Raw genomic sequence first — 23319 nt, 5'->3', positions numbered from 1 at the left:
TGCGCTTTTTGTTCGAACCTATGCGCATAGACTCCTCTCCAACGCTTATCGGTTGAGGAGTTCTGAACATGGGTTTGTTAGTCGAAGGCCGCTGGCAAGATCAGTGGTATGAAAGCAAGGACGGCACGTTCCAGCGTGAACAGGCGCAGCGTCGCAACTGGCTGACCGCCGACGGCAAGCCAGGCCCGACCGGCGTCGGTGGTTTTGCCGCCGACGCCGGTCGCTATCACCTCTACGTATCCCTCGCCTGCCCGTGGGCTCATCGCACGCTGATCCTGCGTAAGCTCAAAGGCCTGGAAAGCCTGGTCGATGTGTCGGTGGTCAGTTGGTTGATGCTGGAAAATGGCTGGACCTTTGATAAAAACCTGGGCTCGACCGGCGACAAACTCGATCACTTCAATTTTCTGCACCAGCGCTACACCACCGATACCGCCGACTACACCGGCCGCGTCACTGTGCCGGTGCTCTGGGACAAACAGACAAATCGCATCGTCAACAATGAATCGGCGGAGATCATCCGCATGTTCAACGGCGCTTTTGATGAGCTGACCGGCAATGATCTGGATTTATACCCGGCTCCATTGCGGGCCGAGATCGATGCGCTGAACGAGCGGATTTATCCAGCGGTAAACAACGGCGTCTATCGCGCCGGGTTTGCTACGTCGCAGCAGGCTTATGAAGAAGCATTCGATGAACTGTTTGGTGAGCTGGATCGGCTGGAGCAATTGCTGGGCGCGAATCGTTACCTGACGGGTGAGTACCTGACGGAAGCGGATATACGGCTGTTCACTACGATGATTCGCTTCGATGCGGTGTACTTCGGGCACTTCAAATGCAATCTGCGGCGGATTGCCGATTATCCGAATCTGTCGAACTGGCTACGGGAGATTTATCAGTGGCCGGGGATAGCCGAGACGGTGAGTTTTGAGCACATCAAGAATCACTACTACAGCAGCCACAAGACCATCAATCCGACCGGGATCGTACCTAAAGGGCCGGCGCAGGATTTCACTGCGACTCATGATCGGGCGCGGTTGAATGGGAAAGGGGTTTGGCGCAAAGCTGAGGTCTGATGATCGTTCCCACGCTCCGCGTGGGAACGATCAAACACAAAAATCAGACTTGCGCCTGAGCCCCTTCAAACCACGCCAATTTCTCGCGCAGTTGCACCACTTCCCCGACGATCACCAGCGTCGGCGCATGCACTTCATGCTCCGCCACCAGCCGTGGAAGGTCAGCCAGGGTGCCGGTAAACACTCGCTGATTGACCGTGGTGCCCTGCTGGATCAACGCCGCCGGGGTATCGGCCGCGCGCCCGTGTTTGATCAACTGCTCGCAGATGATCGGCAAGCCCACCAGCCCCATGTAAAACACCAGGGTTTGCGCCGGCGCGACCAGGTCGGCCCAGGGCAGATCGGTGGAACCGTCCTTGAGGTGCCCGGTGACAAATCGCACCGACTGCGCGTAATCGCGGTGGGTCAGCGGAATCCCGGCATACGCTGCGCAGCCACTGGCTGCAGTAATGCCCGGAACGACCTGGAACGGAATGCCATGGGCTGCCAGTTCTTCGATCTCTTCACCGCCGCGCCCGAAGATAAACGGATCGCCGCCCTTCAACCGCACCACGCGCTTGCCGGCCTTGGCCAGATCCACCAGATGCTGGTTGATCTGCTCCTGAGGCACGGCGTGATCGGCGCGGCGCTTGCCGACGTAGACTCGCTCGGCATCGCGACGGCACAAATCCAGAATCGCCGGCGCCACCAGACGGTCATACAGCACCACATCGGCCTGCTGCATCAGACGCAAGGCGCGGAAGGTCAACAGGTCGGGGTCACCCGGCCCGGCGCCCACCAGATAAACCTCACCGGTAGCGGCAGGTGCTTCACCAGCGATTTTCGCCAGCATCAAGCGCTCGGCCTCGGCGCCCTGCCCGGCCAGTTGCCGGTCGGCAATCGGGCCCTGGAATACATCCTCCCAGAACGCCCGGCGTTGCTGTACATCCGGAAACAGGCCTTTGACCTGATGGCGGAAACGCGCCGCCAGGCCGGCCAGTTGACCGTAGGTGGAAGGAATCCAGGTTTCCAGTTTGGCGCGGATCAACCGCGCCAGAACTGGCGCATCGCCGCCGCTGGACACCGCAATGATCAATGGGGAACGGTCGACGATCGCCGGGAAGATCACGCTGCACAGGGCCGGCGCGTCCACCACGTTGACCGGCACGCAACGCCGATGAGCATCGGCGGAGACTTGGGCGTTCAGCGGTTCGTCGTCGGTGGCGGCGATGATCAGCCCGCAACCGTCCAGGTCCGTTTCGGCGTAGCCACGCAACAGGCACTCGCCACCGCTGCCGACCACTAGCTCGCGCAGTTGCGGTTCGATTTCAGGCGCGACCACCCGCAGCAGCGCACCGGCTTCGGCCAGCAGGCGGGATTTGCGCAAGGCAATCTCCCCGCCGCCGACGACCAATACACGACTGCCGCGAAGGTTATGAAACAGCGGCAGATAGTCCATTTAGCCGATGACCTCAAGGCCACCCATGTACGGTTTGAGCACCTCTGGCACACGGATCGAGCCGTCGGCCTGCTGGTAGTTCTCAAGTACCGCCACCAGGGTGCGACCAACCGCCAGGCCGGAACCGTTCAGGGTGTGGACCAGCTCAGGCTTGCCGGTTTCCGGGTTGCGGAAACGCGCTTGCATGCGGCGGGCCTGGAAATCGCCGCAGTTGGAGCACGACGAAATCTCGCGGTATTTGTCCTGGCTCGGAATCCACACTTCCAGATCGTAGGTCTTGACCGCGCTGAAGCCCATGTCGCCGGTGCACAACGCCAGGGTGCGGTACGGCAGTTCCAGCAGTTGCAGGACTTTCTCGGCGTTGGCAGTCAGGCCTTCCAGCGCTTCCATCGAGGTCGATGGCTCAACGATCTGGACCATCTCAACCTTGTCGAACTGGTGCTGACGAATCATGCCGCGAGTGTCGCGACCCGATGCACCGGCCTCGCTGCGGAAGCACGGCGTGTGCGCCACGAACTTGATCGGCAGCAGTTTCGAGTCGACGATTTCGCCAGCGACGATGTTGGTCAGCGACACTTCAGCGGTCGGGATGAGGTACAGATCGGCTTCGCCTTCGCGGCTGATCTTGAACAGGTCTTCTTCGAACTTCGGCAGCTGACCGGTGCCCTGCAACGCAGGCGCCTGCACCAGGTACGGGGTGTAAGCCTCTTCGTAACCGTGTTCGTTGATGTGCAGGTTGATCATGAACTGCGCCAGCGCACGGTGCAAACGAGCGATCGGGCCGCGCAGCAGGGCGAAACGGGCGCCGGACAGCTTGGCGGCGGTTTCGAAGTCCAGCCAGCCGAACTTCTCGCCCAGAGCCACGTGGTCCTGAACCGGGAAATCGAAGGCTTTAGGCGTGCCCCAGCGGCGCACTTCCACGTTGCCTTCTTCGTCATCGCCAACCGGCACCGATTCGTGCGGCAGGTTCGGGATGCCCAGCAGGATCGAATCCAGCTCGGTCTGAATCGCGTCCAGCTCGACTTTACCGGCGCTCAACTCACCCGCCATGCGCTCGACGTCCGCCATCAACGGCGCGATGTCTTCGCCGCGCTGCTTGGCCTGACCGATGGATTTGGAGCGCGCGTTACGTTCAGCCTGCAGTGCCTCGGTGCGGGTCTGGACGGTCTTGCGCTGTTCTTCCAGCGCTTCGATGCGCGCAACATCCAGCGTGTAGCCACGGGATGCCAGGCGGTCCGCTACGTCCTGAAGGTTGCTACGTAACAGTTTGGAATCGAGCATGTCGGTTTCTCGTTATCAAAGTTTGGTCAAGGACAGGCCGGCCCAAGTGGCGAGCAGCCCGCCGAATACGCTGATGGCCGCATAGCCCAGGGCCAGCGGCACTTGCCCGGTTTCCAGCAGGCGCACCGTATCCAGTGAAAAGGATGAAAAAGTCGTCAGCCCCCCGAGGAAGCCGACCATCAACCCGGCGCGCACCGCAAACGGTACCTCCGGGCGAATCAAAAACAGACCGTATAGAACGCCGATCAGCAAACAGCCCACGATATTAACGGCCAGCGTCGCGGTATAGAAGTGCCGCGGCCAATTCGCGTTGATCCAGTTACCGGTGGCGAAGCGCAATAGCGTACCGGCGACACCGCCGACAGAAACGGCAACGATCAATGGAATCACTATTTTCTCCGCTGCCGTGGGCTTAGACGATCAAGCTGCGCGAGGTGGTTAAGCTTTTCGCCGATCTTCAGCTCCAGGCCGCGGGGCACGGGTTGATAAAACCGTTGGGGTTCTAGCTCGTCCGGGAAATAGTCTTCGCCCGCAGCATAGGCATCCGGTTCATCGTGGGCATAACGGTATTCATCGCCATAACCCAATTGCTTCATCAACTTGGTCGGCGCGTTACGCAAGTGCAGCGGCACTTCGAGCGAACCGTGTTCGGCGGCGCTGCGTATCGCAGCTTTGAAACCCATGTACACCGCATTGCTTTTCGGCGCGCAGGCCAGATAGGTAATGGCTTGGGCCACCGCCAACTCACCTTCGGGACTGCCGAGGCGCTCCTGCACTTCCCACGCCGCCAGGCACAGGCTCAGGGCGCGAGGGTCGGCGTTGCCGATGTCTTCGCTGGCCATGCGCACCACGCGCCGGGCCAGGTACAGCGGGTCGCAACCGCCGTCGATCATCCGCGCGAACCAATACAGCGCGCCATCGGGATTGGAACCGCGCACCGACTTATGCAGCGCGGAGATCTGGTCGTAGAAGGCTTCGCCGCCCTTGTCAAAGCGTCGACGGGTATCACCGAGCAGACTTTGCAGCAGATCGACGCCGATTTCGTTGTTGTCTTCGGCCAGGTCCGAGGCGTTTTCCAGCAGATTGAGCAGACGCCGGCCATCGCCATCGGCGGCGGACAACAGCATCTGGAAACCTTCATCGCTGAGGGTCAGTTGCCGCTTGCCCAACCCACGCTCTTCGGTCAGCGCGCGACGCACCAGCTTGCGCAGGGCCGCTTCGTCGAGGCTTTTGAGCACATAGACGCGAGCCCGGGACAGCAGCGCGTTATTGAGTTCGAATGAGGGGTTTTCCGTGGTCGCGCCGATGAAAATCAGCGTGCCGTCTTCAACGTATGGCAGGAATGCATCCTGCTGGGACTTGTTGAAGCGGTGCACTTCGTCGACGAACAGAATGGTGCGTTTGCCGTACTGCCCCGCCTGCTGCTTGGCGACTTCCACCGCCTGACGGATTTCCTTTACGCCGGCCAGCACCGCCGAAACCGTTTCGAAGTGCGCATCCGAGACTTCCGCGAGCAGTCGCGCCAACGTGGTTTTACCCACCCCCGGCGGTCCCCAGAAAATCATCGAATGCAGGGCGCCCTGTTCCAGCGCTTCGCGCAAAGGCTTGCCGCGAGCGAGCAGGTGTTCCTGACCGACATACTCGTCCAGATTGGTCGCGCGCAGGCGTGCGGCCAAAGGTTGAGCAATCGGGGCGCTGCGAAACAGGTCCATCACTACTTATGAAACCTCACTGGGTCCTGAGCTTGGCATCGCAATCCTTGTAGGAGCGAGCTTGCTCGCGAAGAGGGAGTATCAGTCGACATCAATGTTTCCGATACTCCGCCTTCGCGAGCAAGCTCGCTCCTACAGGATCCTGCATTTTATTCCTGGATCACATCGGCACCCTTGGGGATGTCGAACTTGAACTTGGACGCAGGAATCGGCTCGTTGGCCTTCACGCCGGTGAACAGGATATTGGTGCGCTGACCGACGCTGTCAATCATCTGCATGTCATTGACCAGACCGTTGCGGAACGACAGGCGCAGGCTGTCGAACAGGGTATCTTTGGTTTTCGGCTTCAGGGTGAAGTCGATCACGCCACCGGCTTCCTTGGCGCTGATGTCGAAGCTCTGGCTGATCTTGGACACGTCGCCCGACAGCAGCAATGCCGGGGTCTGGGTCAGGCGCTGATCAAGGTTCTTGATGGTGGCCTGCTCAAGGTCCGGATCCCACAACGTCACCTTCTTGCCGTCGGAGACCATCGTTTGTTCGGCCGGCGCGTTGGTGTGCCAGTAAAACAAGCCAGGACGCTGCAAGGACATTTCACCCGCGGTTTCCTGCAACTGAGTGCCACTGCCATCGAGGGTCAGCTGGGAGAAGCGCGCGGTCAGGGTCTGGGATTTTTCCAGCAGTTGAGTCAGACGCGCCACGTCCTTGTCATCGGCATGGGCCGAGAGCGTGGTCAAAGCCAGTACCGGCAGCAACAGCATGCGGATAAGACGCATGGGAGTCCTCATAAACATTCGTGGGAGTGCGGGCGGCGCCTCAAGACACCGCCCCTTTCAAAACCGGATCAGTCGCGCACCGGACCAGGGGCCAGGACTTCACGCGAGCCGTTGGTGTTCATGGACGTTACGACCCCGGCCATTTCCATGGCTTCGATCATACGCGCCGCGCGGTTGTAGCCGATTTTCAGCTTGCGTTGAACTGCGGAAATGGACGCACGACGGCTTTCCAGTACGAACTGCACCGCTTCGTCGTACAGCGCATCGGTTTCGGCATCATCGTCACCGCCACCGCCGCCGTTTTCAAAGCCGCTACCGGCCTCTTCGACACCGGCGAGGATGTCATCGTTGTATTCCGGTGCGCCGCGCAGTTTCCAGGCTTCAACCACCCGGTGAACCTCGTCATCGGACACGAACGCGCCGTGAACACGAATCGGCAGACTGGTGCCCGGTGGCATGTACAACATATCACCGTGGCCCAGCAGTTGTTCGGCGCCACCCTGGTCGATGATGGTCCGCGAATCGATCTTGCTCGATACCTGGAACGCCATACGGGTCGGAATGTTCGCCTTGATCAGGCCGGTGATCACGTCCACCGACGGCCGCTGGGTCGCGAGGATCAAGTGGATGCCGGCCGCACGGGCCTTCTGGGCGATACGGGCGATCAGCTCTTCAACCTTCTTGCCGACGATCATCATCATGTCGGCGAATTCGTCGACGACCACGACAATGGTCGGCAGTTTTTGCAGCAGTGGAGCCTCGTCGTGGATGCTTTCGCGCTTGTACAGCGGATCACTCAACGGCTCGCCGGCGTCCTGGGCTTCCTTGACCTTGGCGTTGAAGCCCGACAGGTTACGCACGCCCATCTTCGCCATCAGCTTGTAACGCCGTTCCATCTCGGCGACGCTCCAGCGCAAGGCATTGGCGGCGTCCTTCATGTCGGTGACCACCGGGCACAGCAGGTGCGGAATGCCTTCGTAGATCGACAGCTCGAGCATTTTCGGGTCGATCATGATCAGCTTGGCGTCTTCCGGGCCAGACTTGAACAGAATCGACAGGATCATCGCGTTCACACCCACCGACTTACCTGAACCGGTCGTACCGGCCACCAGCAAGTGCGGCATCTTCGCCAGGTCGGTGATGACCGGTTTGCCGCCGATATCGTGACCCAGGGCCAGGGTGACCGGGGACTTGAAGTTATCGTACTCGGGGGTCGACAGGACCTCGGAGAAGCGCACGATCTGCCGGTCTTCGTTAGGGATCTCGATACCGACCGTGGTCTTGCCCGGAATCACTTCGACGACACGCACGCTGGTCACGGCCAGGGAACGGGCCAGGTCTTTCGCCAGATTGGAGATGCGGCTGACTTTGACGCCGGCTGCCGGCTGGATTTCGTAACGGGTAATGACCGGGCCCGGGTGAATCGAATCCACCGAGACTTCGACGCCGAATTCCTTGAGCTTGATTTCCAGCAAGTGGCCGACGGCCGCCAGGGATTCAGGCGAATAATTGAGTTGTTTCTTTTCCGCAGGGTCGAGAATCGAGATCGGTGGCAAGGTGCCTTCCACGGCGCTGTCGACGAACAACGGCGCCTGCTTCTCTTTTTCCACGCGTTTGCTGGGCGCTGCGGGTTTGGGCGGAGCTGGGGCAATCACCGGCGGCACCTGCTTCTCGCGCTCGGACATGTGCTTGCTCAGGGCCTGCTCGCGCTCGATCAGGCGCTCCTTGACCTTGGCCTGCTCGCGTTTGTCGGAGACTGTCGGTGCGACCACGTCATGCATGCGATCGTCGACTTCACGCAGCTGGGCGACCAGTTGTTTGCGTTCCATACGGGCCGCCCACCAGCGATTGGCCGCGCCCTGAAACAGTTCGAACAGATCCAGGGTGATCTTCCCGGTGACGTCCATCACCTTGAACCATGACAGGTCGGTGAACACCGTCAGGCCGAACAGAAACAGCGCGATGAACAGCAGCGTGCTGCCCTGGATGTTCAGCGCGTTCCTGGCCAGATCGCCGAGGCTTTCGCCCAAAGCGCCCCCCGCACCGGCCGGCAGACCAGTCGCCGCATGGAAATGAATGTGGGCCAGTGCCGCGCCCGACAGCACCAGAAACACCAGGCCAATCAGGCGCCAGGAGAACAGCCAGCCGCTCCACTGCCACGGCTCGTGGCGCTGGCGGAAGATCTGATAGGCCTTGACCGCCAGCAGCAACGGGAAAATGTAGGCGAAGTAACCCAGGACCATGAACAGGATGTCGGCGCTGTAGGAGCCGGCAGGCCCGCCGAAGTTCTGCACATCGTCGATCTTGCTGTTATGGCTCCAGCCCGGATCGTCTTTGCCGTAGGTCAACAAAGCCATCATCAGGAACAGGCACAAGGCGCCGATGGCGATCAATGCACCTTCCTTGAGCCGGTAGTGCAATTGCTGACGCCAGAGCGGAACGACTGTTTTAGGTGCTGCGGTGGATTTCTTCAAAACGCTTCTTTTCCTGCGCCCATGGCGCGTCCATCTGTTGAATGACGATAAAAACTGCCCAATCCAGGCAGGTAAAAAAGTTAACAGGCGCAACCGGGACTACTTTTAACACTGTGCCCTGGTTTTTCGAAATACGGCACGCACCGCTTTTTTGATACAAACACTGTTACAAGCAGGCATTGTACGGGTTTGTTCGCCCGATGCCATGCTTGAGACCCTTGGGTGCAGCATAGCCAACAGCACAGTACGCGCGGTCCAATTTGAGCATGCATTCTCTTTTGTGACAAAGGCTTATGAGGTGTTTTTATGACTGAAGCGAAGCATTCCCGCCTGATCATTCTGGGTTCCGGCCCTGCCGGTTACAGCGCAGCCGTTTATGCCGCTCGCGCCAACCTCAAACCCGTTGTCATCACCGGCATACAGGCAGGTGGCCAGCTGACCACCACCGTCGAAGTCGACAACTGGCCCGGCGACGTCGAAGGCCTGACCGGCCCGGTACTGATGGAACGCATGCAAAAACACGCCGAACGCTTCGACACCGAGATCGTTTACGACCACATCCATACGGCCAAGTTGCAACAGCGCCCGTTCGAACTCATTGGCGACAGCGGCACCTACACCTGCGATGCGCTGATTATCGCCACCGGCGCTTCCGCACAATACCTGGGGCTGCCATCGGAAGAAGCCTTTGCCGGCAAAGGGGTTTCGGCCTGCGCCACCTGCGATGGCTTCTTCTACCGTAACCAAGTGGTCGCGGTGGTCGGCGGCGGTAACACGGCCGTGGAGGAAGCGCTGTACCTGTCGAATATCGCCAAGGAAGTTCACCTGATTCACCGCCGCGACAAACTGCGCTCGGAGAAGATCCTCCAGGACAAGCTCTTCGAAAAAGCCGCCAACGGCAATATACGCCTGCACTGGAACCAAAACCTGGACGAAGTACTGGGCGACGCCAGCGGCGTGACCGGTGCCCGTCTACGGCACAGCCATACGGGCGAAACCAGTGAGTTGTCGCTGGCCGGCGTATTCATCGCCATCGGCCACAAGCCCAACACCGACCTGTTCCAAGGGCAGCTGAAAATGCGTGACGGCTATCTGCTGGTCAAGGGCGGCAGCGAAGGTGACGCCACTGCCACCGACATTGAAGGCGTGTTCGCCGCTGGTGATGTGGCCGATCATATTTACCGCCAGGCGGTGACGTCCGCCGGGGCCGGCTGCATGGCCGCGCTGGACGCCGAGAAGTATCTCGATGACATCCCCACCGTTTGACGGTTAACCTCCTTCAAGGCGGGCTCACCGGCCCGCTATCGCCCTCCCCTTCTGCAAGCCCGGATGCCATGCTGACTTGGTTACAACGCAATACCCTGACCTTCCCGCCGCTGGAAAAAGCCATGCGCGATCCCAACGGGTTGCTGGCCGCGGGCGGCGATCTGTCCGCCGATCGTCTGATTCAAGCCTATCGTCACGGCTGCTTTCCGTGGTTCTCGGAGGGTCAGCCAATTCTCTGGTGGTCGCCAGATCCGCGCACAGTACTGTTTCCCGACGAACTGCATGTCTCCCGCAGCTTGAATAAACTGCTGCGCCAACAACGCTATCAAGTGACCTTCGATCGGGATTTTGCCGCAGTCATCCGCGCCTGCGCCGCACCGCGCGAGTACGCTGACGGCACCTGGATCACCCAAGCGATGCAGGACGCCTACGTCGAACTGCACAAGCGCGGTTACGCCCACTCGGTGGAAGTCTGGGACAATGGCGTGCTGGTCGGCGGGCTCTACGGCTTGGCCATGGGGCAGCTGTTTTTCGGCGAGTCGATGTTCAGCCGCGCCGACAACGCCTCCAAATATGGCTTTGCCACACTGGTGCGACATCTGAAAGACTCAGGTTTTGTACTGATCGACTGCCAGATGCCTACCGATCATCTGCACAGCCTCGGTGCCCGAGCGATTCCCCGCCGCGAATTTGCTGGCTACCTTGCCCGGCACCTGGATCAACCCGGCCGTGCCACCTGGGTTTGCTGAGCGACTTTTGCGCGCGTGGCTTACACTTAATGCGGGGAAACGAATTGAGAGCGCCCCCTAATCAAAAGCTTATCCCGAGGGTTGATCATGACCGAGTTGGCGCGTTTGAAGTTCTATGCCACTCAGCCCCACTCTTGCAGTTATCTGCCCGAGGAGCAGGCCACCACGCTGTTCCTCGACCCTAGCCAGCCCATGGATGTGCATGTCTACGCAGATCTGTCGGAAATGGGCTTTCGTCGCAGTGGCGATCATCTCTACCGACCCCATTGCCAGCATTGCAATGCGTGCGTACCGGCGCGCATTCCTGTGGCGCAATTTACGCCCAACCGCCAACAAAAACGCATTGTCAAACGCAATGCCGACCTGCAAGTGCGCCCGGCCAGACCAAAGTTCACCGAAGAGTACTTCGACCTCTATCAGCGCTATATCGAACAACGTCACGCCGATGGCGATATGTATCCGCCGAGCCGCGACCAGTTTTCGACCTTCCTGGTGCGTGACCTGCCGTTTTCCCGGTTCTACGAATTCCGTCTCGAAGGCCGGCTGCTGGCAGTGGCCGTCACTGACTTGCTGCCCAACGGTCTGTCGGCGGTCTACACCTTCTACGAGCCCGGTGAGGAGCGTCGCAGCCTGGGGCGTTACGCGATTCTCTGGCAGATCGCCGAAGCCCGGCGCCTGGGCCTGGAAGCGGTCTATCTCGGCTACTGGATCAAAAACTGCAAAAAAATGAGCTACAAGACCCAATATCGCCCTATCGAACTGCTGATTAATCAGCGTTGGGTCATCCTGAGCTAGAACCCCTTGGCTTAAACCCCATTTTTCGGGCACAATGCACGCCGCTTTTGCCTGGCGCAGTTGCACCGGGCCATTCATTGGACACCGAGGGCTTTACTGCATGTCGAAAGAAGACAGCTTCGAAATGGAAGGCACTGTCGTCGACACCCTGCCCAACACCATGTTTCGTGTGGAGTTGGAAAATGGGCACGTCGTAACCGCGCATATCTCCGGCAAGATGCGCAAGAACTACATCCGTATTCTTACCGGCGACAAAGTGCGCGTCGAGCTGACGCCCTATGACTTGAGCAAAGGGCGCATCACCTACCGCGCTCGCTAATCAAGTCAATACAAAACGCCCGGCCATGCCGGGCGTTTTTGTTTGTGGATCGTTCCCACGCTCAGCGTGGGAATGCCTCAACGGACGCTCTGCGTTCGGCTTTTGAAGGGACGCGGAGCGTCCCGGACTGCATTCCTTTGCTGCGCGTGGGAACGATCATGGCGGACAGCAAAAAGGCGCCAATCGGCGCCTTTTTGCTGTCTTGCGGTTTAACGTCAGGCCATTTCAGCCGTGGTCTCGAACTCGAAGGTCAGCTCGCCGTCCTTGATGTCGATGTGTACCACACCGCCATGTTCGGCCAGTTCGCCAAAGAGAATCTCCTCCGCCAGCGGACGCTTGATTTTGTCCTGAATCAAACGCGCCATTGGGCGAGCGCCCATTGCCGAGTCGTAGCCACCGGCCGCCAGCCAGCTGCGAGCAGCGTCGGTGACTTCCAGCAGCACACGCTTGTCTTCCAGTTGCGCCTGAAGTTCGGTAAGGAACTTGTCCACCACGCTTTTGATGACCTCATGGCTGAGGCGACCAAACTGGATAATGGTGTCCAGACGGTTACGGAATTCCGGCGTGAAGCTCTTCTTGATCACTTCCATCGCATCGGACGAGTGGTCCTGATAAGTGAAACCGATCGAAGCACGCGCTGCAGTCTCGGCACCGGCGTTGGTCGTCATGATGACGATTACGTTACGGAAGTCCGCCTTGCGCCCGTTGTTATCGGTCAGCGTACCGTGGTCCATGACCTGCAACAGCAGGTTGAAGACTTCCGGATGCGCCTTCTCGATTTCATCGAGCAGCAGCACGCAGTGAGGCTGCTTGGTGATGGCTTCGGTCAGCAGACCGCCCTGATCGAACCCGACATAGCCTGGAGGTGCACCGATCAGACGCGATACGGTGTGGCGCTCCATGTACTCGGACATGTCAAAGCGAACCAGCTCGACACCCAACGCCTTGGCCAATTGCCGCGCGGCCTCGGTTTTACCCACACCGGTCGGCCCTGCGAACAGGAACGAACCGACGGGCTTGTCAGGCGACTTGAGGCCGGCACGGGACAGTTTGATCGCGGTCGACAGCGAGTCGATCGCCGCATCCTGGCCAAATACCGTGAGCTTCAGGTCACGCTCAAGGTTACGCAGCAGCTCTTTATCGGAACTGGTGACGTGCTTAGGTGGAATTCGCGCGATTTTCGCGACGATGTCCTCGACCTGAGGCACTTCGATGCGTTTCACGCGTTTCTCGATCGGCTGCAGACGCTGATAGGCGCCCGCCTCGTCGATGACGTCGATGGCCTTGTCCGGCATGTGCCGGTCATTGATATAACGCGAGGCCAGTTCAGCCGCGGCGCGCAGGGCTTCATCGCTGTATTCGATGTTGTGGTGCGCTTCGAAACGCCCTTTCAGGCCACGCAGGATGCCAATGGTGTCTTCCACCGAAGGTTCCGATACATCGACCTTCTGGAAGCGCCGGGCCAGAGCACGGTCCTTCTCGAAGATCCCGCGGAATTCCTGGAACGTGGTCGAACCGATGCAGCGAATGTCGCCCGAAGACAACAATGGCTTGAGCAGGTTCGATGCATCCATGACGCCACCGGACGCAGCGCCCGCACCAATGATGGTGTGGATCTCGTCGATGAACAGGATCGCCTGTGGACGTTTTTTCAGCTCATTGAGCAGCGCCTTGAAGCGCTTCTCGAAATCACCGCGGTATTTGGTCCCGGCCAGCAAGGCTCCCAGATCGAGGGAATACACCACACTGTTGGCCAGCAGGTCCGGAACCTGGTTGTCGACAATCCGTTTGGCCAGGCCTTCGGCAATCGCGGTTTTACCCACGCCCGCCTCGCCCACCAGCAGCGGATTGTTTTTGCGACGGCGCGCGAGGATCTGCGCGACGCGCTCGACCTCCAGCTCACGGCCTACCAACGGATCGATACGACCCTGGCGCGCGAGTTCGTTGAGGTTGCTGGCATAAGCATCCAGAGGATTGCCTGAAGAAGAAGACTCACCGCCCTCGTCGTCCTGCATATCTTGTTCACCTTCAGAGTGATCGCCATGCCCCGGCACTTTGGAAATGCCATGGGCGATGTAGTTGACGACATCGATGCGCGCAACGCTCTGCTGTTTCAGCAGAAACACTGCCTGACTCTCTTGCTCACTGAAGATTGCGACCAGCACGTTAGCACCAGTCACTTCGCGTTTGCCCGAGCTCTGTACATGAAAGACAGCACGCTGCAATACACGCTGGAAGCCCAGGGTTGGCTGGGTTTCACGATCCTCGTCATGAAGAGGGATCAATGGCGTGGTGGAGTCGATGAACTCCTGCAGATCATGCTTGAGTTTGTCGAGGTTTGCGCCGCAGGCACGCAAAACGGTGGCGGCAGCCTCATTATCCAATAGGGCCAGCAGCAGGTGCTCGACGGTCATGAATTCATGACGCTTCGAGCGAGCCTCCTTGAAGGCAAGATTGAGGGTGACTTCGAGCTCGCGGTTTAACATAGCTTCACCTCATACCCAAGTGGTCGGCGATTAACCGTCCTTCTCGATTTCACAGAGTAGCGGATGCTGGCTTTCCCTGGCGTACTGGTTGACCTGCATGGCCTTGGTCTCGGCGATGTCGCGGGTAAACACTCCACATACTGCCCGTCCTTCTGTGTGGACGGCCAGCATGACCTTGGTCGCCAGCTCGCGATTCAGGTTAAAAAACACCTCGAGCACTTCGACGACGAAATCCATCGGTGTGTAGTCATCATTAAACAAAACCACCTTGTACATAGGCGGCGCCTGTAAAGCAGGCTTAGCCTCCTGAACAGCAATGCCTGCGGAATCGTCGTCGTGTTCCTCCGGGTGATCTTTTTGGAGAGTCGGGCGATCCTGATTGAATGTTAGTCGAATCTGGCTGATTGCATGCATGGAAAGAAAGGTTCGTCAGTTGTGCAAATACAGTGGTGGGGGCGGTTATGAACGTTTTCAACTCCGACTGCCCGGTCACCTTGACTATCGGAAAATCGGTGTTACAAACAATAGAGCCCACAGTGGGTAAAAAAGGTCCGCGGAGTCAATCTATTTGCAAGATTAGACTGCGGATTAACTGGATGATACTCCAGTGATGGAGTCTGTTGCAGAGGGATATGGGTATGGCTGTCGGTAAGGTGAAATGGTTCAACAATGCCAAGGGGTTCGGTTTCATTAACACCGACGCCAGAGAAGGTCGCGACGAGGACGGCAAGGAAATCGATTTCTTTGCCCACTATTCGGCCATTGAGATGGACGGATACAAAACCCTCAAGGCTGGGCAAAGCGTTAGCTTCGAGATCATTCAAGGCCCCAAAGGATTGCATGCAGTAAAGATCGCGTCCGCCACACCCCCGAACGAACAGAGCGCCCCTGCCATCCGGCCAGAAACAATGTCGAGCTGACGCAGCTCGTCATCCAGTCATAAAAAAACCGCCCGAAGGCGGTTTTTTTGTCAGCCGGCTTACATATGCGAGATCAACGCATCACCAAACGCGGAAGATGACAGCAGTTTCGCGCCCTCCATCAGACGCTCGAAGTCATAGGTCACGGTTTTCGCAGAGATCGCGCCGTTGGTGCCTTTGATGATCAGGTCGGCCGCTTCGGTCCAGCCCATGTGACGCAGCATCATTTCGGCGGACAGGATCAACGAACCCGGGTTGACCTGGTCCTTGCCGGCATACTTCGGCGCAGTACCGTGGGTCGCTTCGAACATGGCCACGGTGTCGGACAAGTTGGCACCCGGCGCGATACCGATACCGCCCACTTCGGCCGCCAGGGCGTCGGAGAGGTAGTCGCCATTGAGGTTCAGGGTCGCGATCACATCGTACTCGGCCGGGCGCAGCAGGATCTGCTGGAGCATGGCGTCGGCGATGGCGTCCTTGACGATGACGTTCTTGCCGGTTTTCGGGTTCTTGAACTGCATCCACGGACCGCCGTCGAGCAGAGTTGCGCCGAATTCTTCAGCGGCCACTTCGTAGGCCCATTCCTTGAAGGCACCTTCGGTGAACTTCATGATGTTGCCTTTGTGCACGATGGTCAGCGAGTCGCGGTCATTGTCGACCACATACTGCAGAGCCTTGCGCGCCAGACGCTTGGTGCCTTCCAGGGAAACCGGCTTGACGCCGATACCGCAGTTTTCGTCGAAACGGATCTTGGTGACGCCCATTTCTTCTTTAAGGAACTTGATAACCTTGGTCGCTTCCGGCGAACCGGCCTTCCATTCAATACCGGCATAAATGTCTTCCGAGTTTTCACGGAAGATGGTCATGTCGACATCGCCTGGCTTCTTGACCGGGCTCGGTACGCCTTCGAACCAGCGCACCGGGCGCAGGCACACATACAGGTCGAGTTGCTGACGCAGGGCCACGTTCAGCGAACGGATGCCGCCGCCGACCGGCGTGGTCAGAGGGCCCTTGATGGAAACCACGTAATCCTTGACCGCGTCCAGGGTTTCCTGAGGCAGCCAGGTGTCCTGATCGTAAACCTGAGTCGCTTTCTCCCCGGCGTAGACTTCCATCCAGGAAATTTTGCGCTCGCCGCCGTAAGCCTTCTTAACAGCAGCATCGACAACCTTGATCATGACCGGGCTGATATCAACGCCAATACCATCGCCTTCGATGAAGGGGATGATCGGGTTGTTAGGAACATTGAGAGAATGGTCCGCGTTGACGGTGATTTTGTCGCCGACGGCTGGAACCTGAATCTTCTTGTATCCCATGCTGAACTCCATTGTTTGGATTGAACATCTGGCTGCGTTCGAGCGTACCCCAGTTAAATCGGCGCGCAAACCCTATGTTCCGCCCATCTGCCGCAAAGCTGCACAGTTCGCGACGTACAAGCTTGAAAGCAAAGGGAAAAGCGCCAAACTCAAGCACGGCGAACGACTCTACGCCCCACGTCCGCCTGCGACCTTTAGACCAATGGACGAAAAACGTTGCTTATGAACCATCGGCAGATTGCCAGCTACCTATGTATAATGCCGCCGCTGACCAAAGAGTCACGACGGCCGACCGCTCTATCACAAGACGTTGGGCCCGAATAAGCCGGATTGTTATCGCAGTCCACCCGCTTGACGCTCGACTGATGCACCCAACATCACCGCGAAGAAATCTCGACATTCGGCTCATGGATGACTTTGAACGAACGCGCTTACCCGGCGCCCCTCGAGTTTCTGCGCACGCTTTAGCAAAGAAGAGAGAGTTAATCCGAATATGCCCACCCGCTCGAAGATCATCTATACCTTCACCGACGAAGCCCCAGCCCTCGCCACCTATTCACTGTTGCCTATCGTAGAGGCTTTCACCGCCTCGGCTGATATCGCCGTTGAAACCCGCGATATCTCTCTTGCAGGGCGCATTCTGGCCAGCTTCCCCGAGCAATTGGGTGACAAAGCCGTAGCCGACCACCTCGCCGAACTGGGCGACCTGGCCGTTACGCCGGAAGCCAACATCATCAAGCTTCCGAACATCAGCGCTTCGGTTCCGCAACTGCAAGCCGCGATCAAAGAGCTGCAAGCTCAGGGTTACGCACTGCCGGACTACCCGGAAACCGTGACCAGCGATGCCGACAAGCTCGCCAAATCGCGTTACGACAAGATCAAGGGCAGCGCCGTGAACCCGGTTCTGCGCGAAGGTAACTCTGATCGTCGCGCACCGCTGTCGGTCAAGAACTACGCGCGCAAGCACCCGCATAAAATGGGCGCCTGGGCCAAAGACTCCAAGTCCCACGTGGCTCACATGAGCACCGGCGATTTCTACGGCAGCGAAAAAGCCGCCCTGATCGACGCCGCTGACGCCGTCAAAATCGAACTGATCGCTCAAGACGGCACCACCACCGTTCTGAAAGAAAAGACCACCGTACAAGCCGGTGAGATCCTCGATTGCGCCGTTCTGAGCAAAAACGCACTGCGTAGCTTCATCGCGGCCGAGATCGAAGATGCCAAAGCCAAAGGCGTGCTGCTGTCGGTTCACCTGAAAGCCACCATGATGAAGGTCTCCGACCCGATCATGTTCGGCCAGATCGCTGCCGAGTTCTATAAAGACGCCCTCGCCAAACACGCTGACGTGCTGGCACAGATCGGCTTCAACCTGAACAACGGCATCGGCGACCTGTATGCTCGCATCAAGGCTTTGCCGGCTGAGCAACAAGCGCAGATCGAAGCGGACATCCAGGCGGTCTACGCCGTTCGTCCGTCGTTGGCCATGGTCAACTCCGACAAAGGCATCACCAACCTGCACGTGCCGAGCGACGTTATCGTCGACGCCTCGATGCCGGCGATGATCCGTGACTCCGGCAAGATGTGGGGCACTGATGGCCAGCTGCACGACACCAAGGCTGTGATCCCGGATCGCTGCTACGCCACCATCTACCAGGCAGTGATTGAAGACTGCAAGGCTAACGGCGCTTTCGATCCGACCACCATGGGCAGCGTGCCAAACGTTGGCCTGATGGCGAAAAAAGCCGAAGAGTACGGCTCCCACGACAAGACTTTCCAGATCAAGGCAAACGGCGTGGTTCGGGTTTCCGACAGCGCTGGCCGCACTCTGCTGGAACAGTCGGTTGAAGCCGGCGACATCTTCCGCATGTGCCAGACCAAAGACGCGCCGATCCAGGACTGGGTCAAACTGGCCGTCAACCGTGCCCGTGCAAGCGCAACTCCGGCCATTTTCTGGCTGGACCCAATGCGCGCCCATGATGGCGTAGTGATCGAGAAAGTTCAGGCTTACCTGAAGGATCACGACACGACCGGCCTGGACATCCAGATCATGTCGCCAGTCGACGCGATGAAGTTCACCCTGCAGCGCACCCGCGAAGGCAAGGACACCATCTCGGTGACCGGCAACGTATTGCGCGACTACCTGACCGACCTGTTCCCGATCATGGAACTGGGCACCAGCGCCAAGATGCTGTCGATCGTTCCGCTGATGAACGGCGGCGGTCTGTTCGAAACCGGCGCTGGCGGTTCGGCACCGAAGCACGTTCAACAGCTGCTGGAAGAAAACTTCCTGCGCTGGGATTCCCTGGGTGAGTTCCTGGCCCTGGCCGCTTCCCTTGAGCATTTGGGCGTGACTTACAACAACCCTAAGGCGCTGGTGCTGGCCAAGACCCTGGATCAGGCCACTGGCCAGTTCCTGGATAACAACAAGTCGCCATCGCGTAAAGTCGGCAACATCGACAACCGCGGCAGCCACTTCTACCTGGCGCTGTACTGGGCTCAAGCCCTGGCCGCCCAGACCGAAGACGTTGCACTGCAAGCGCAGTTCGGCGAACTGGCCAAAACCCTGACCGAGAACGAAGCGACCATCGTTGCCGAGCTCAACGCCGTTCAGGGCAAGCCAGTGGACATCGGCGGTTACTACCACGCCAATGCCGAGCTGATCAGCAAGGCCATGCGCCCGAGCAACACCTTCAACGCCGCGATCGCTGCGCTGGTTTAAGGTGTAAGGGAACATCACAAACCCCGGCCATGTGCCGGGGTTTGTGTTTCCGGATTTCACACACCTATCTGCCGAACCCGATCCCTGTAGGAGCTGGCTTGCCAGCGAAAGCGGTTTATCATTCAACATTTCATTGACCGACCCACCGTCTTCGCTGGCAAGCCAGCTCCTACAGGGATCGGGTTTCAATATTCAAAAATCGAGGAAACTTCATGGATTGGCTACCCCACATCACCGTCGCCACCATCGTCGAAGACGATGGTCGCTTCCTGATGGTCGAAGAACTCAAGCACGGACAAACGGTGCTCAACCAGCCCGCCGGCCATCTGGACCCGGACGAAACCCTGATCGACGCCGCCGTGCGTGAAACCCTCGAGGAAACCGGTTGGGACGTCGAGCCGACAGGCGTGGTGGGCATTTATCTCTATACAGCCCCGAGCAACGGCGTGACCTACCAGCGGGTCTGCTTCAGCGCAAAACCGCTCAAACACCACCCGGACTATCAGCTGGATGACGGTATCGTCGGCGCAAAATGGCTGACGCGTGACGAACTGCTGCAACAGCGCGCAAACTGGCGCAGTGAGCTGATCATCCGCTGTATCGATGATTATCTGGACGGTAAACACTTCAGCCTTGAGCTGATCCGCCCTTCTCTTTAGCCTTGCGGGCTCCAGCCTGCTAGAATCGCGTCCTTTTTCAAGACACTCATTGAATCCCTATGCGTGATCCAGCCCCTTCTGACACACAAAAGAAGCGCGTCATTGTCGGCATGTCCGGCGGCGTGGACTCTTCCGTTTCCGCTCTCCTGCTGATCGAACAGGGCTATGAGGTGGAAGGCCTGTTCATGAAGAACTGGGAAGAAGACGATGGAACGGAATACTGCACCGCCATGGATGACCTGGCGGACGCTCAGGCCGTGTGCGACAAGATTGGCATCAAGCTGCACACCGCCAACTTCGCCGCCGAGTACTGGGACAACGTGTTCGAACACTTCCTGGCCGAATACAAGGCCGGTCGCACGCCGAACCCGGACATCCTGTGCAACCGCGAAATCAAGTTCAAGGCGTTCCTCGATTACGCCATGATGCTCGGCGCCGACCTGATCGCCACCGGCCACTACGTGCGCCGCCGCGACATCGATGGCCGCACCGAATTGCTCAAGGGCCTGGATCCGAACAAGGACCAGAGCTACTTCCTGCACGCCGTCGGCGGCGAACAGATCGCCAAGACCCTGTTCCCGGTCGGCGAGCTGGAAAAACCCGAAGTGCGCGCGATTGCCGAGAAACACGACCTGGCCACCGCGAAGAAAAAGGATTCCACCGGGATCTGTTTTATCGGCGAACGCCGCTTCAGCGACTTCCTCAAGCAATACCTGCCGGCCCAGCCCGGCGAGATCAAGACCACCGAAGGCGAAGTCATCGGCCGCCACCACGGCTTGATGTATCACACCATCGGCCAGCGCCAAGGCTTGGGCATCGGTGGCCTGAAAGACGCCGGTGACGAGCCGTGGTACGTGCTGATCAAGGATCTGGAACACAACGAGCTGATCGTTGGCCAAGGCAATGATCACCCTTATCTGTTCTCCCGCGCCCTGCTCGCCTCGGACATCTATTGGGTCAACCCGATCGATTTGACCGAGCCGAGCAAGCTGACCGCCAAAGTACGTTATCGCCAGAGTGACCAGCCTTGCATGCTGGAAAAGACCGCCAGCGGCTACCGCGCGACCTTCGATGACCCGCAACGCGCGGTCACCCCAGGCCAATCCGTGGTGTTCTACGACGGCGAAATCTGCCTCGGCGGCGGCGTGATCGAAGTGGCCGAACCCTGGACCAGCAAGGGCCAGCGACCATGAGCCCGACTCAGGAGCAACTGACAGCCCTGGGTGGCGTGTTTCTCGCCGCCGTGCTGGTGGACAAGATCGCCAAGACCGGCCAGACCAACGAAGCCGGCCTGACCTGCATGCTCGGTAGCCTGCTGATTCGCGACCCCAAGGACACGCTGGAAGTCTATGGCGGTGACGACATCAATTTGCGTGAAGGCTACCGCGCATTGATCGGCGCTCTGGAGCGCGACCCCAGCACCCTTCAGCGCGAACCGTTGCGCTATGCCCTGTCAATGCTGGGGCTGGAGCGTCAATTGGCCAAGCGCGAAGACATGCTGGAAGTGATCGGCAAGCGTCTGCCGCAGATTCAATCTCAGGTCGAACACTTCGGTCCGGCCCACGAAAACGTGATCGCCGCCTGCGGTGCGCTGTATCAGGACACTCTGAGCACCCTGCGCCAACGGATTCAGGTGCATGGCGACATGCGCAACCTGCAGCAACCGAGCAATGCCTCGAAGATTCGCGCGCTGTTGCTGGCCGGGATCCGTTCGGCACGCCTGTGGCGGCAGTTGGGCGGTCATCGCTGGCAGTTGGTGATCAGCCGGCGCAAGTTGCTTAAAGAGCTTTACCCGCTGATGCGCAGCAGCTGAACCGCGCCCGCAATACCGCTTTGTAGTCAGTAACGCGTAATACGCCGGTCAGTTGGCAACGGACCGGCGGATTTTTTCATGTATGATACGCGCCCCATTTCGTTGCCCGACTGTCCGAGAACACCCCATGCAGCTCTCTTCGCTCACTGCGGTTTCCCCTGTTGACGGCCGCTACGCCGGCAAAACCCAGGCCCTGCGCCCGATTTTCAGCGAATACGGTCTGATCCGTGCTCGCGTCCTGGTTGAAGTGCGCTGGCTCCAGCGCCTGGCCGCTCATCCTGCCATCAGCGAAGTGCCGGCGTTCTCCGCCGAAGCCAACGCTGTGTTGAACACACTGGCGGAAAACTTCTCTCTGGAGCACGCCGAGCGTGTCAAAGAGATCGAGCGCACCACCAACCACGACGTCAAAGCCATCGAATACCTGCTCAAAGAGCAAGCGGCCAAGCTGCCAGAACTGGCTGCCGTCAGCGAATTCATCCACTTTGCCTGCACCAGCGAGGACATCAACAACCTGTCCCACGCCCTGATGCTGCGCGAAGGCCGTGATGACGTGATGTTGCCGCTGATGCGCCAGACCGCCGAAGCCATCCGCGAACTGGCGATCCGTTTCGCTGACGTGCCGATGCTGTCGCGCACCCACGGTCAACCGGCATCGCCGACCACCCTGGGCAAAGAGCTGGCGAACGTGGTTTACCGCCTGGAGCGTCAAATCGCTCAAGTCGCTGCCGTTCCGCTGCTGGGCAAAATCAACGGCGCTGTCGGCAACTATAACGCTCACCTGTCGGCCTACCCTGAGATCGACTGGGAAGCCAATGCCCGCGCCTTCATCGAAGACGAGCTAGGCCTGGGCTTCAACCCGTACACCACGCAGATCGAACCGCACGACTACATCGCCGAGCTGTTCGACGCGATCGCGCGCTTCAACACCATCCTGATCGACTTCGACCGCGACATCTGGGGCTACATCTCCCTGGGTTATTTCAAACAGCGCACCATCGCTGGCGAAATCGGTTCGTCGACTATGCCGCACAAGGTCAACCCGATCGACTTCGAAAACTCCGAAGGCAACCTGGGCATCGCCAACGCACTGTTCCAGCACTTGGCGAGCAAGCTGCCGATCTCCCGCTGGCAGCGTGACCTGACCGACTCCACCGTATTGCGCAACCTCGGTGTCGGCTTCGCCCACAGCGTGATCGCGTACGAAGCCAGCCTCAAAGGCATCAGCAAGTTGGAGCTCAACGAGCAGAAGATTGCCGCTGACCTGGATGCGTGCTGGGAAGTGTTGGCCGAGCCGATCCAGACCGTGATGCGTCGCTACAACATCGAAAACCCGTACGAGAAATTGAAAGAGCTGACTCGCGGCAAGGGCATCAGCCCTGAAGCGCTGCAGACTTTCATCGATGGCCTGGACATGCCAGCGCAAGCCAAGGCCGAGCTGAAGCTGCTCACCCCGGCCAACTACATCGGCAACGCTGTGGCGCAAGCCAAACGCATCTGATCGACCGTTCTACCCGTTTGAGACGCCC

20 protein-coding genes are annotated in these 23319 nt (G+C 59.1%); 11 read left to right on the top strand and 9 right to left on the bottom strand.

The features are described from left to right. Positions 1-68 precede the first annotated feature (68 nt). The gene (locus CKW20_RS12615) at positions 69-1073 is read left to right on the top strand and encodes a glutathione S-transferase family protein (RefSeq protein WP_095053181.1); all 1005 of its coding nucleotides are present in this window, start codon (positions 69-71) and stop codon (positions 1071-1073) included. A 43-nt stretch (positions 1074-1116) separates the two neighbouring features. Here CKW20_RS12615 and cysG read toward each other — a convergent pair whose 3' ends face one another. The 6 genes from cysG to CKW20_RS12585 all read right to left on the bottom strand — a co-directional run bounded on the left by cysG (position 1117) and on the right by CKW20_RS12585 (position 8751). After that, the gene (gene cysG / locus CKW20_RS12610; RefSeq protein ID WP_095053180.1) at positions 1117-2511 is read right to left on the bottom strand and encodes a siroheme synthase CysG; all 1395 of its coding nucleotides are present in this window, start codon (positions 2509-2511) and stop codon (positions 1117-1119) included. After that, positions 2512-3792, bottom strand: coding sequence for a serine--tRNA ligase (serS, locus tag CKW20_RS12605; RefSeq protein ID WP_050682726.1), 1281 nt, complete (start codon positions 3790-3792; stop codon positions 2512-2514). 15 nt (positions 3793-3807) lie between these two features. Further along, positions 3808-4182 carry a fluoride efflux transporter CrcB gene (gene crcB / locus CKW20_RS12600; RefSeq protein WP_030130939.1) on the bottom strand — a complete coding sequence of 125 codons (375 nt, stop codon included), beginning with the start codon at positions 4180-4182 and terminating at the stop codon, positions 3808-3810. Continuing rightward, on the bottom strand, positions 4182-5504 hold the full coding sequence (locus CKW20_RS12595; RefSeq protein ID WP_095053179.1) for a replication-associated recombination protein A: 1323 nt from the start codon (positions 5502-5504) through the stop codon (positions 4182-4184). Before CKW20_RS12595 ends, crcB begins: the two co-directional genes overlap by 1 nt. Before the next feature lie 149 nt (positions 5505-5653). Beyond that, complete coding sequence (lolA, locus tag CKW20_RS12590; RefSeq protein ID WP_008154853.1) at positions 5654-6277, bottom strand: outer membrane lipoprotein chaperone LolA; 624 nt, start codon at positions 6275-6277, stop codon at positions 5654-5656. 68 nt (positions 6278-6345) lie between these two features. Further along, positions 6346-8751: a DNA translocase FtsK gene (locus CKW20_RS12585; RefSeq protein ID WP_095053178.1), complete on the bottom strand. Its 2406-nt coding sequence runs from the start codon at positions 8749-8751 to the stop codon at positions 6346-6348. A gap of 306 nt (positions 8752-9057) precedes the next feature. Here CKW20_RS12585 and trxB point away from each other — a divergent pair, with 306 nt between their 5' ends. From trxB to infA, 4 genes are all read left to right on the top strand, one after another. After that, a complete protein-coding gene (trxB, locus tag CKW20_RS12580; RefSeq protein ID WP_095053177.1) occupies positions 9058-10017 on the top strand; it encodes a thioredoxin-disulfide reductase in 960 nt (319 codons plus the stop codon). A gap of 68 nt (positions 10018-10085) precedes the next feature. Continuing rightward, positions 10086-10766: a leucyl/phenylalanyl-tRNA--protein transferase gene (gene aat, locus CKW20_RS12575; protein ID WP_095053176.1), complete on the top strand. Its 681-nt coding sequence runs from the start codon at positions 10086-10088 to the stop codon at positions 10764-10766. An 87-nt stretch (positions 10767-10853) separates the two neighbouring features. Beyond that, on the top strand, positions 10854-11561 hold the full coding sequence (locus tag CKW20_RS12570; protein ID WP_095053175.1) for an arginyltransferase: 708 nt from the start codon (positions 10854-10856) through the stop codon (positions 11559-11561). Positions 11562-11661: 100 nt separating this feature from the next. Further along, a complete protein-coding gene (gene infA / locus CKW20_RS12565) occupies positions 11662-11880 on the top strand; it encodes a translation initiation factor IF-1 (RefSeq protein WP_002553999.1) in 219 nt (72 codons plus the stop codon). Between the two features lie 215 nt (positions 11881-12095). Here infA and clpA read toward each other — a convergent pair whose 3' ends face one another. Both clpA and clpS read right to left on the bottom strand, forming a co-directional pair. Beyond that, positions 12096-14366: an ATP-dependent Clp protease ATP-binding subunit ClpA gene (clpA, locus tag CKW20_RS12560; protein ID WP_038982525.1), complete on the bottom strand. Its 2271-nt coding sequence runs from the start codon at positions 14364-14366 to the stop codon at positions 12096-12098. 30 nt (positions 14367-14396) lie between these two features. After that, entirely contained in the window at positions 14397-14780 is a 384-nt protein-coding gene (gene clpS / locus CKW20_RS12555; RefSeq protein WP_034146919.1) for an ATP-dependent Clp protease adapter ClpS, read from the bottom strand. 224 nt (positions 14781-15004) lie between these two features. Between clpS and CKW20_RS12550 the strand changes: the two genes are divergently transcribed. Further along, the gene (locus tag CKW20_RS12550) at positions 15005-15286 is read left to right on the top strand and encodes a cold shock domain-containing protein (RefSeq protein WP_095053320.1); all 282 of its coding nucleotides are present in this window, start codon (positions 15005-15007) and stop codon (positions 15284-15286) included. A gap of 59 nt (positions 15287-15345) precedes the next feature. Here the strand turns inward: CKW20_RS12550 and icd are convergent, their stop codons facing one another. After that, a complete protein-coding gene (gene icd, locus CKW20_RS12545) occupies positions 15346-16602 on the bottom strand; it encodes an NADP-dependent isocitrate dehydrogenase (protein WP_007905029.1) in 1257 nt (418 codons plus the stop codon). A 493-nt stretch (positions 16603-17095) separates the two neighbouring features. Between icd and CKW20_RS12535 the strand changes: the two genes are divergently transcribed. The 5 genes from CKW20_RS12535 to purB all read left to right on the top strand — a co-directional run bounded on the left by CKW20_RS12535 (position 17096) and on the right by purB (position 23291). Beyond that, complete coding sequence (locus CKW20_RS12535) at positions 17096-19321, top strand: NADP-dependent isocitrate dehydrogenase (RefSeq protein ID WP_095053173.1); 2226 nt, start codon at positions 17096-17098, stop codon at positions 19319-19321. 212 nt (positions 19322-19533) lie between these two features. Continuing rightward, positions 19534-19980: an NUDIX hydrolase gene (locus CKW20_RS12530; RefSeq protein WP_095053172.1), complete on the top strand. Its 447-nt coding sequence runs from the start codon at positions 19534-19536 to the stop codon at positions 19978-19980. Between the two features lie 59 nt (positions 19981-20039). Further along, the gene (gene mnmA / locus CKW20_RS12525; protein ID WP_095053171.1) at positions 20040-21173 is read left to right on the top strand and encodes a tRNA 2-thiouridine(34) synthase MnmA; all 1134 of its coding nucleotides are present in this window, start codon (positions 20040-20042) and stop codon (positions 21171-21173) included. After that, positions 21170-21793 carry a high frequency lysogenization protein HflD gene (gene hflD, locus CKW20_RS12520; RefSeq protein WP_038982517.1) on the top strand — a complete coding sequence of 208 codons (624 nt, stop codon included), beginning with the start codon at positions 21170-21172 and terminating at the stop codon, positions 21791-21793. The genes mnmA and hflD overlap by 4 nt, the downstream gene beginning before the upstream one ends. 127 nt (positions 21794-21920) lie before the next feature. Beyond that, a complete protein-coding gene (purB, locus tag CKW20_RS12515; protein ID WP_008068312.1) occupies positions 21921-23291 on the top strand; it encodes an adenylosuccinate lyase in 1371 nt (456 codons plus the stop codon). The last annotated feature ends 28 nt before the right edge of the window (positions 23292-23319 follow it).

The sequence above is a fragment of the Pseudomonas sp. Irchel s3b2 genome (genome assembly GCF_900187445.1).
Lineage (GTDB): Bacteria > Pseudomonadota > Gammaproteobacteria > Pseudomonadales > Pseudomonadaceae > Aquipseudomonas.
The sequence above is the reverse complement of the archived record's forward strand: the minus strand, read 5'-3'. Positions and strand labels throughout refer to the sequence as shown.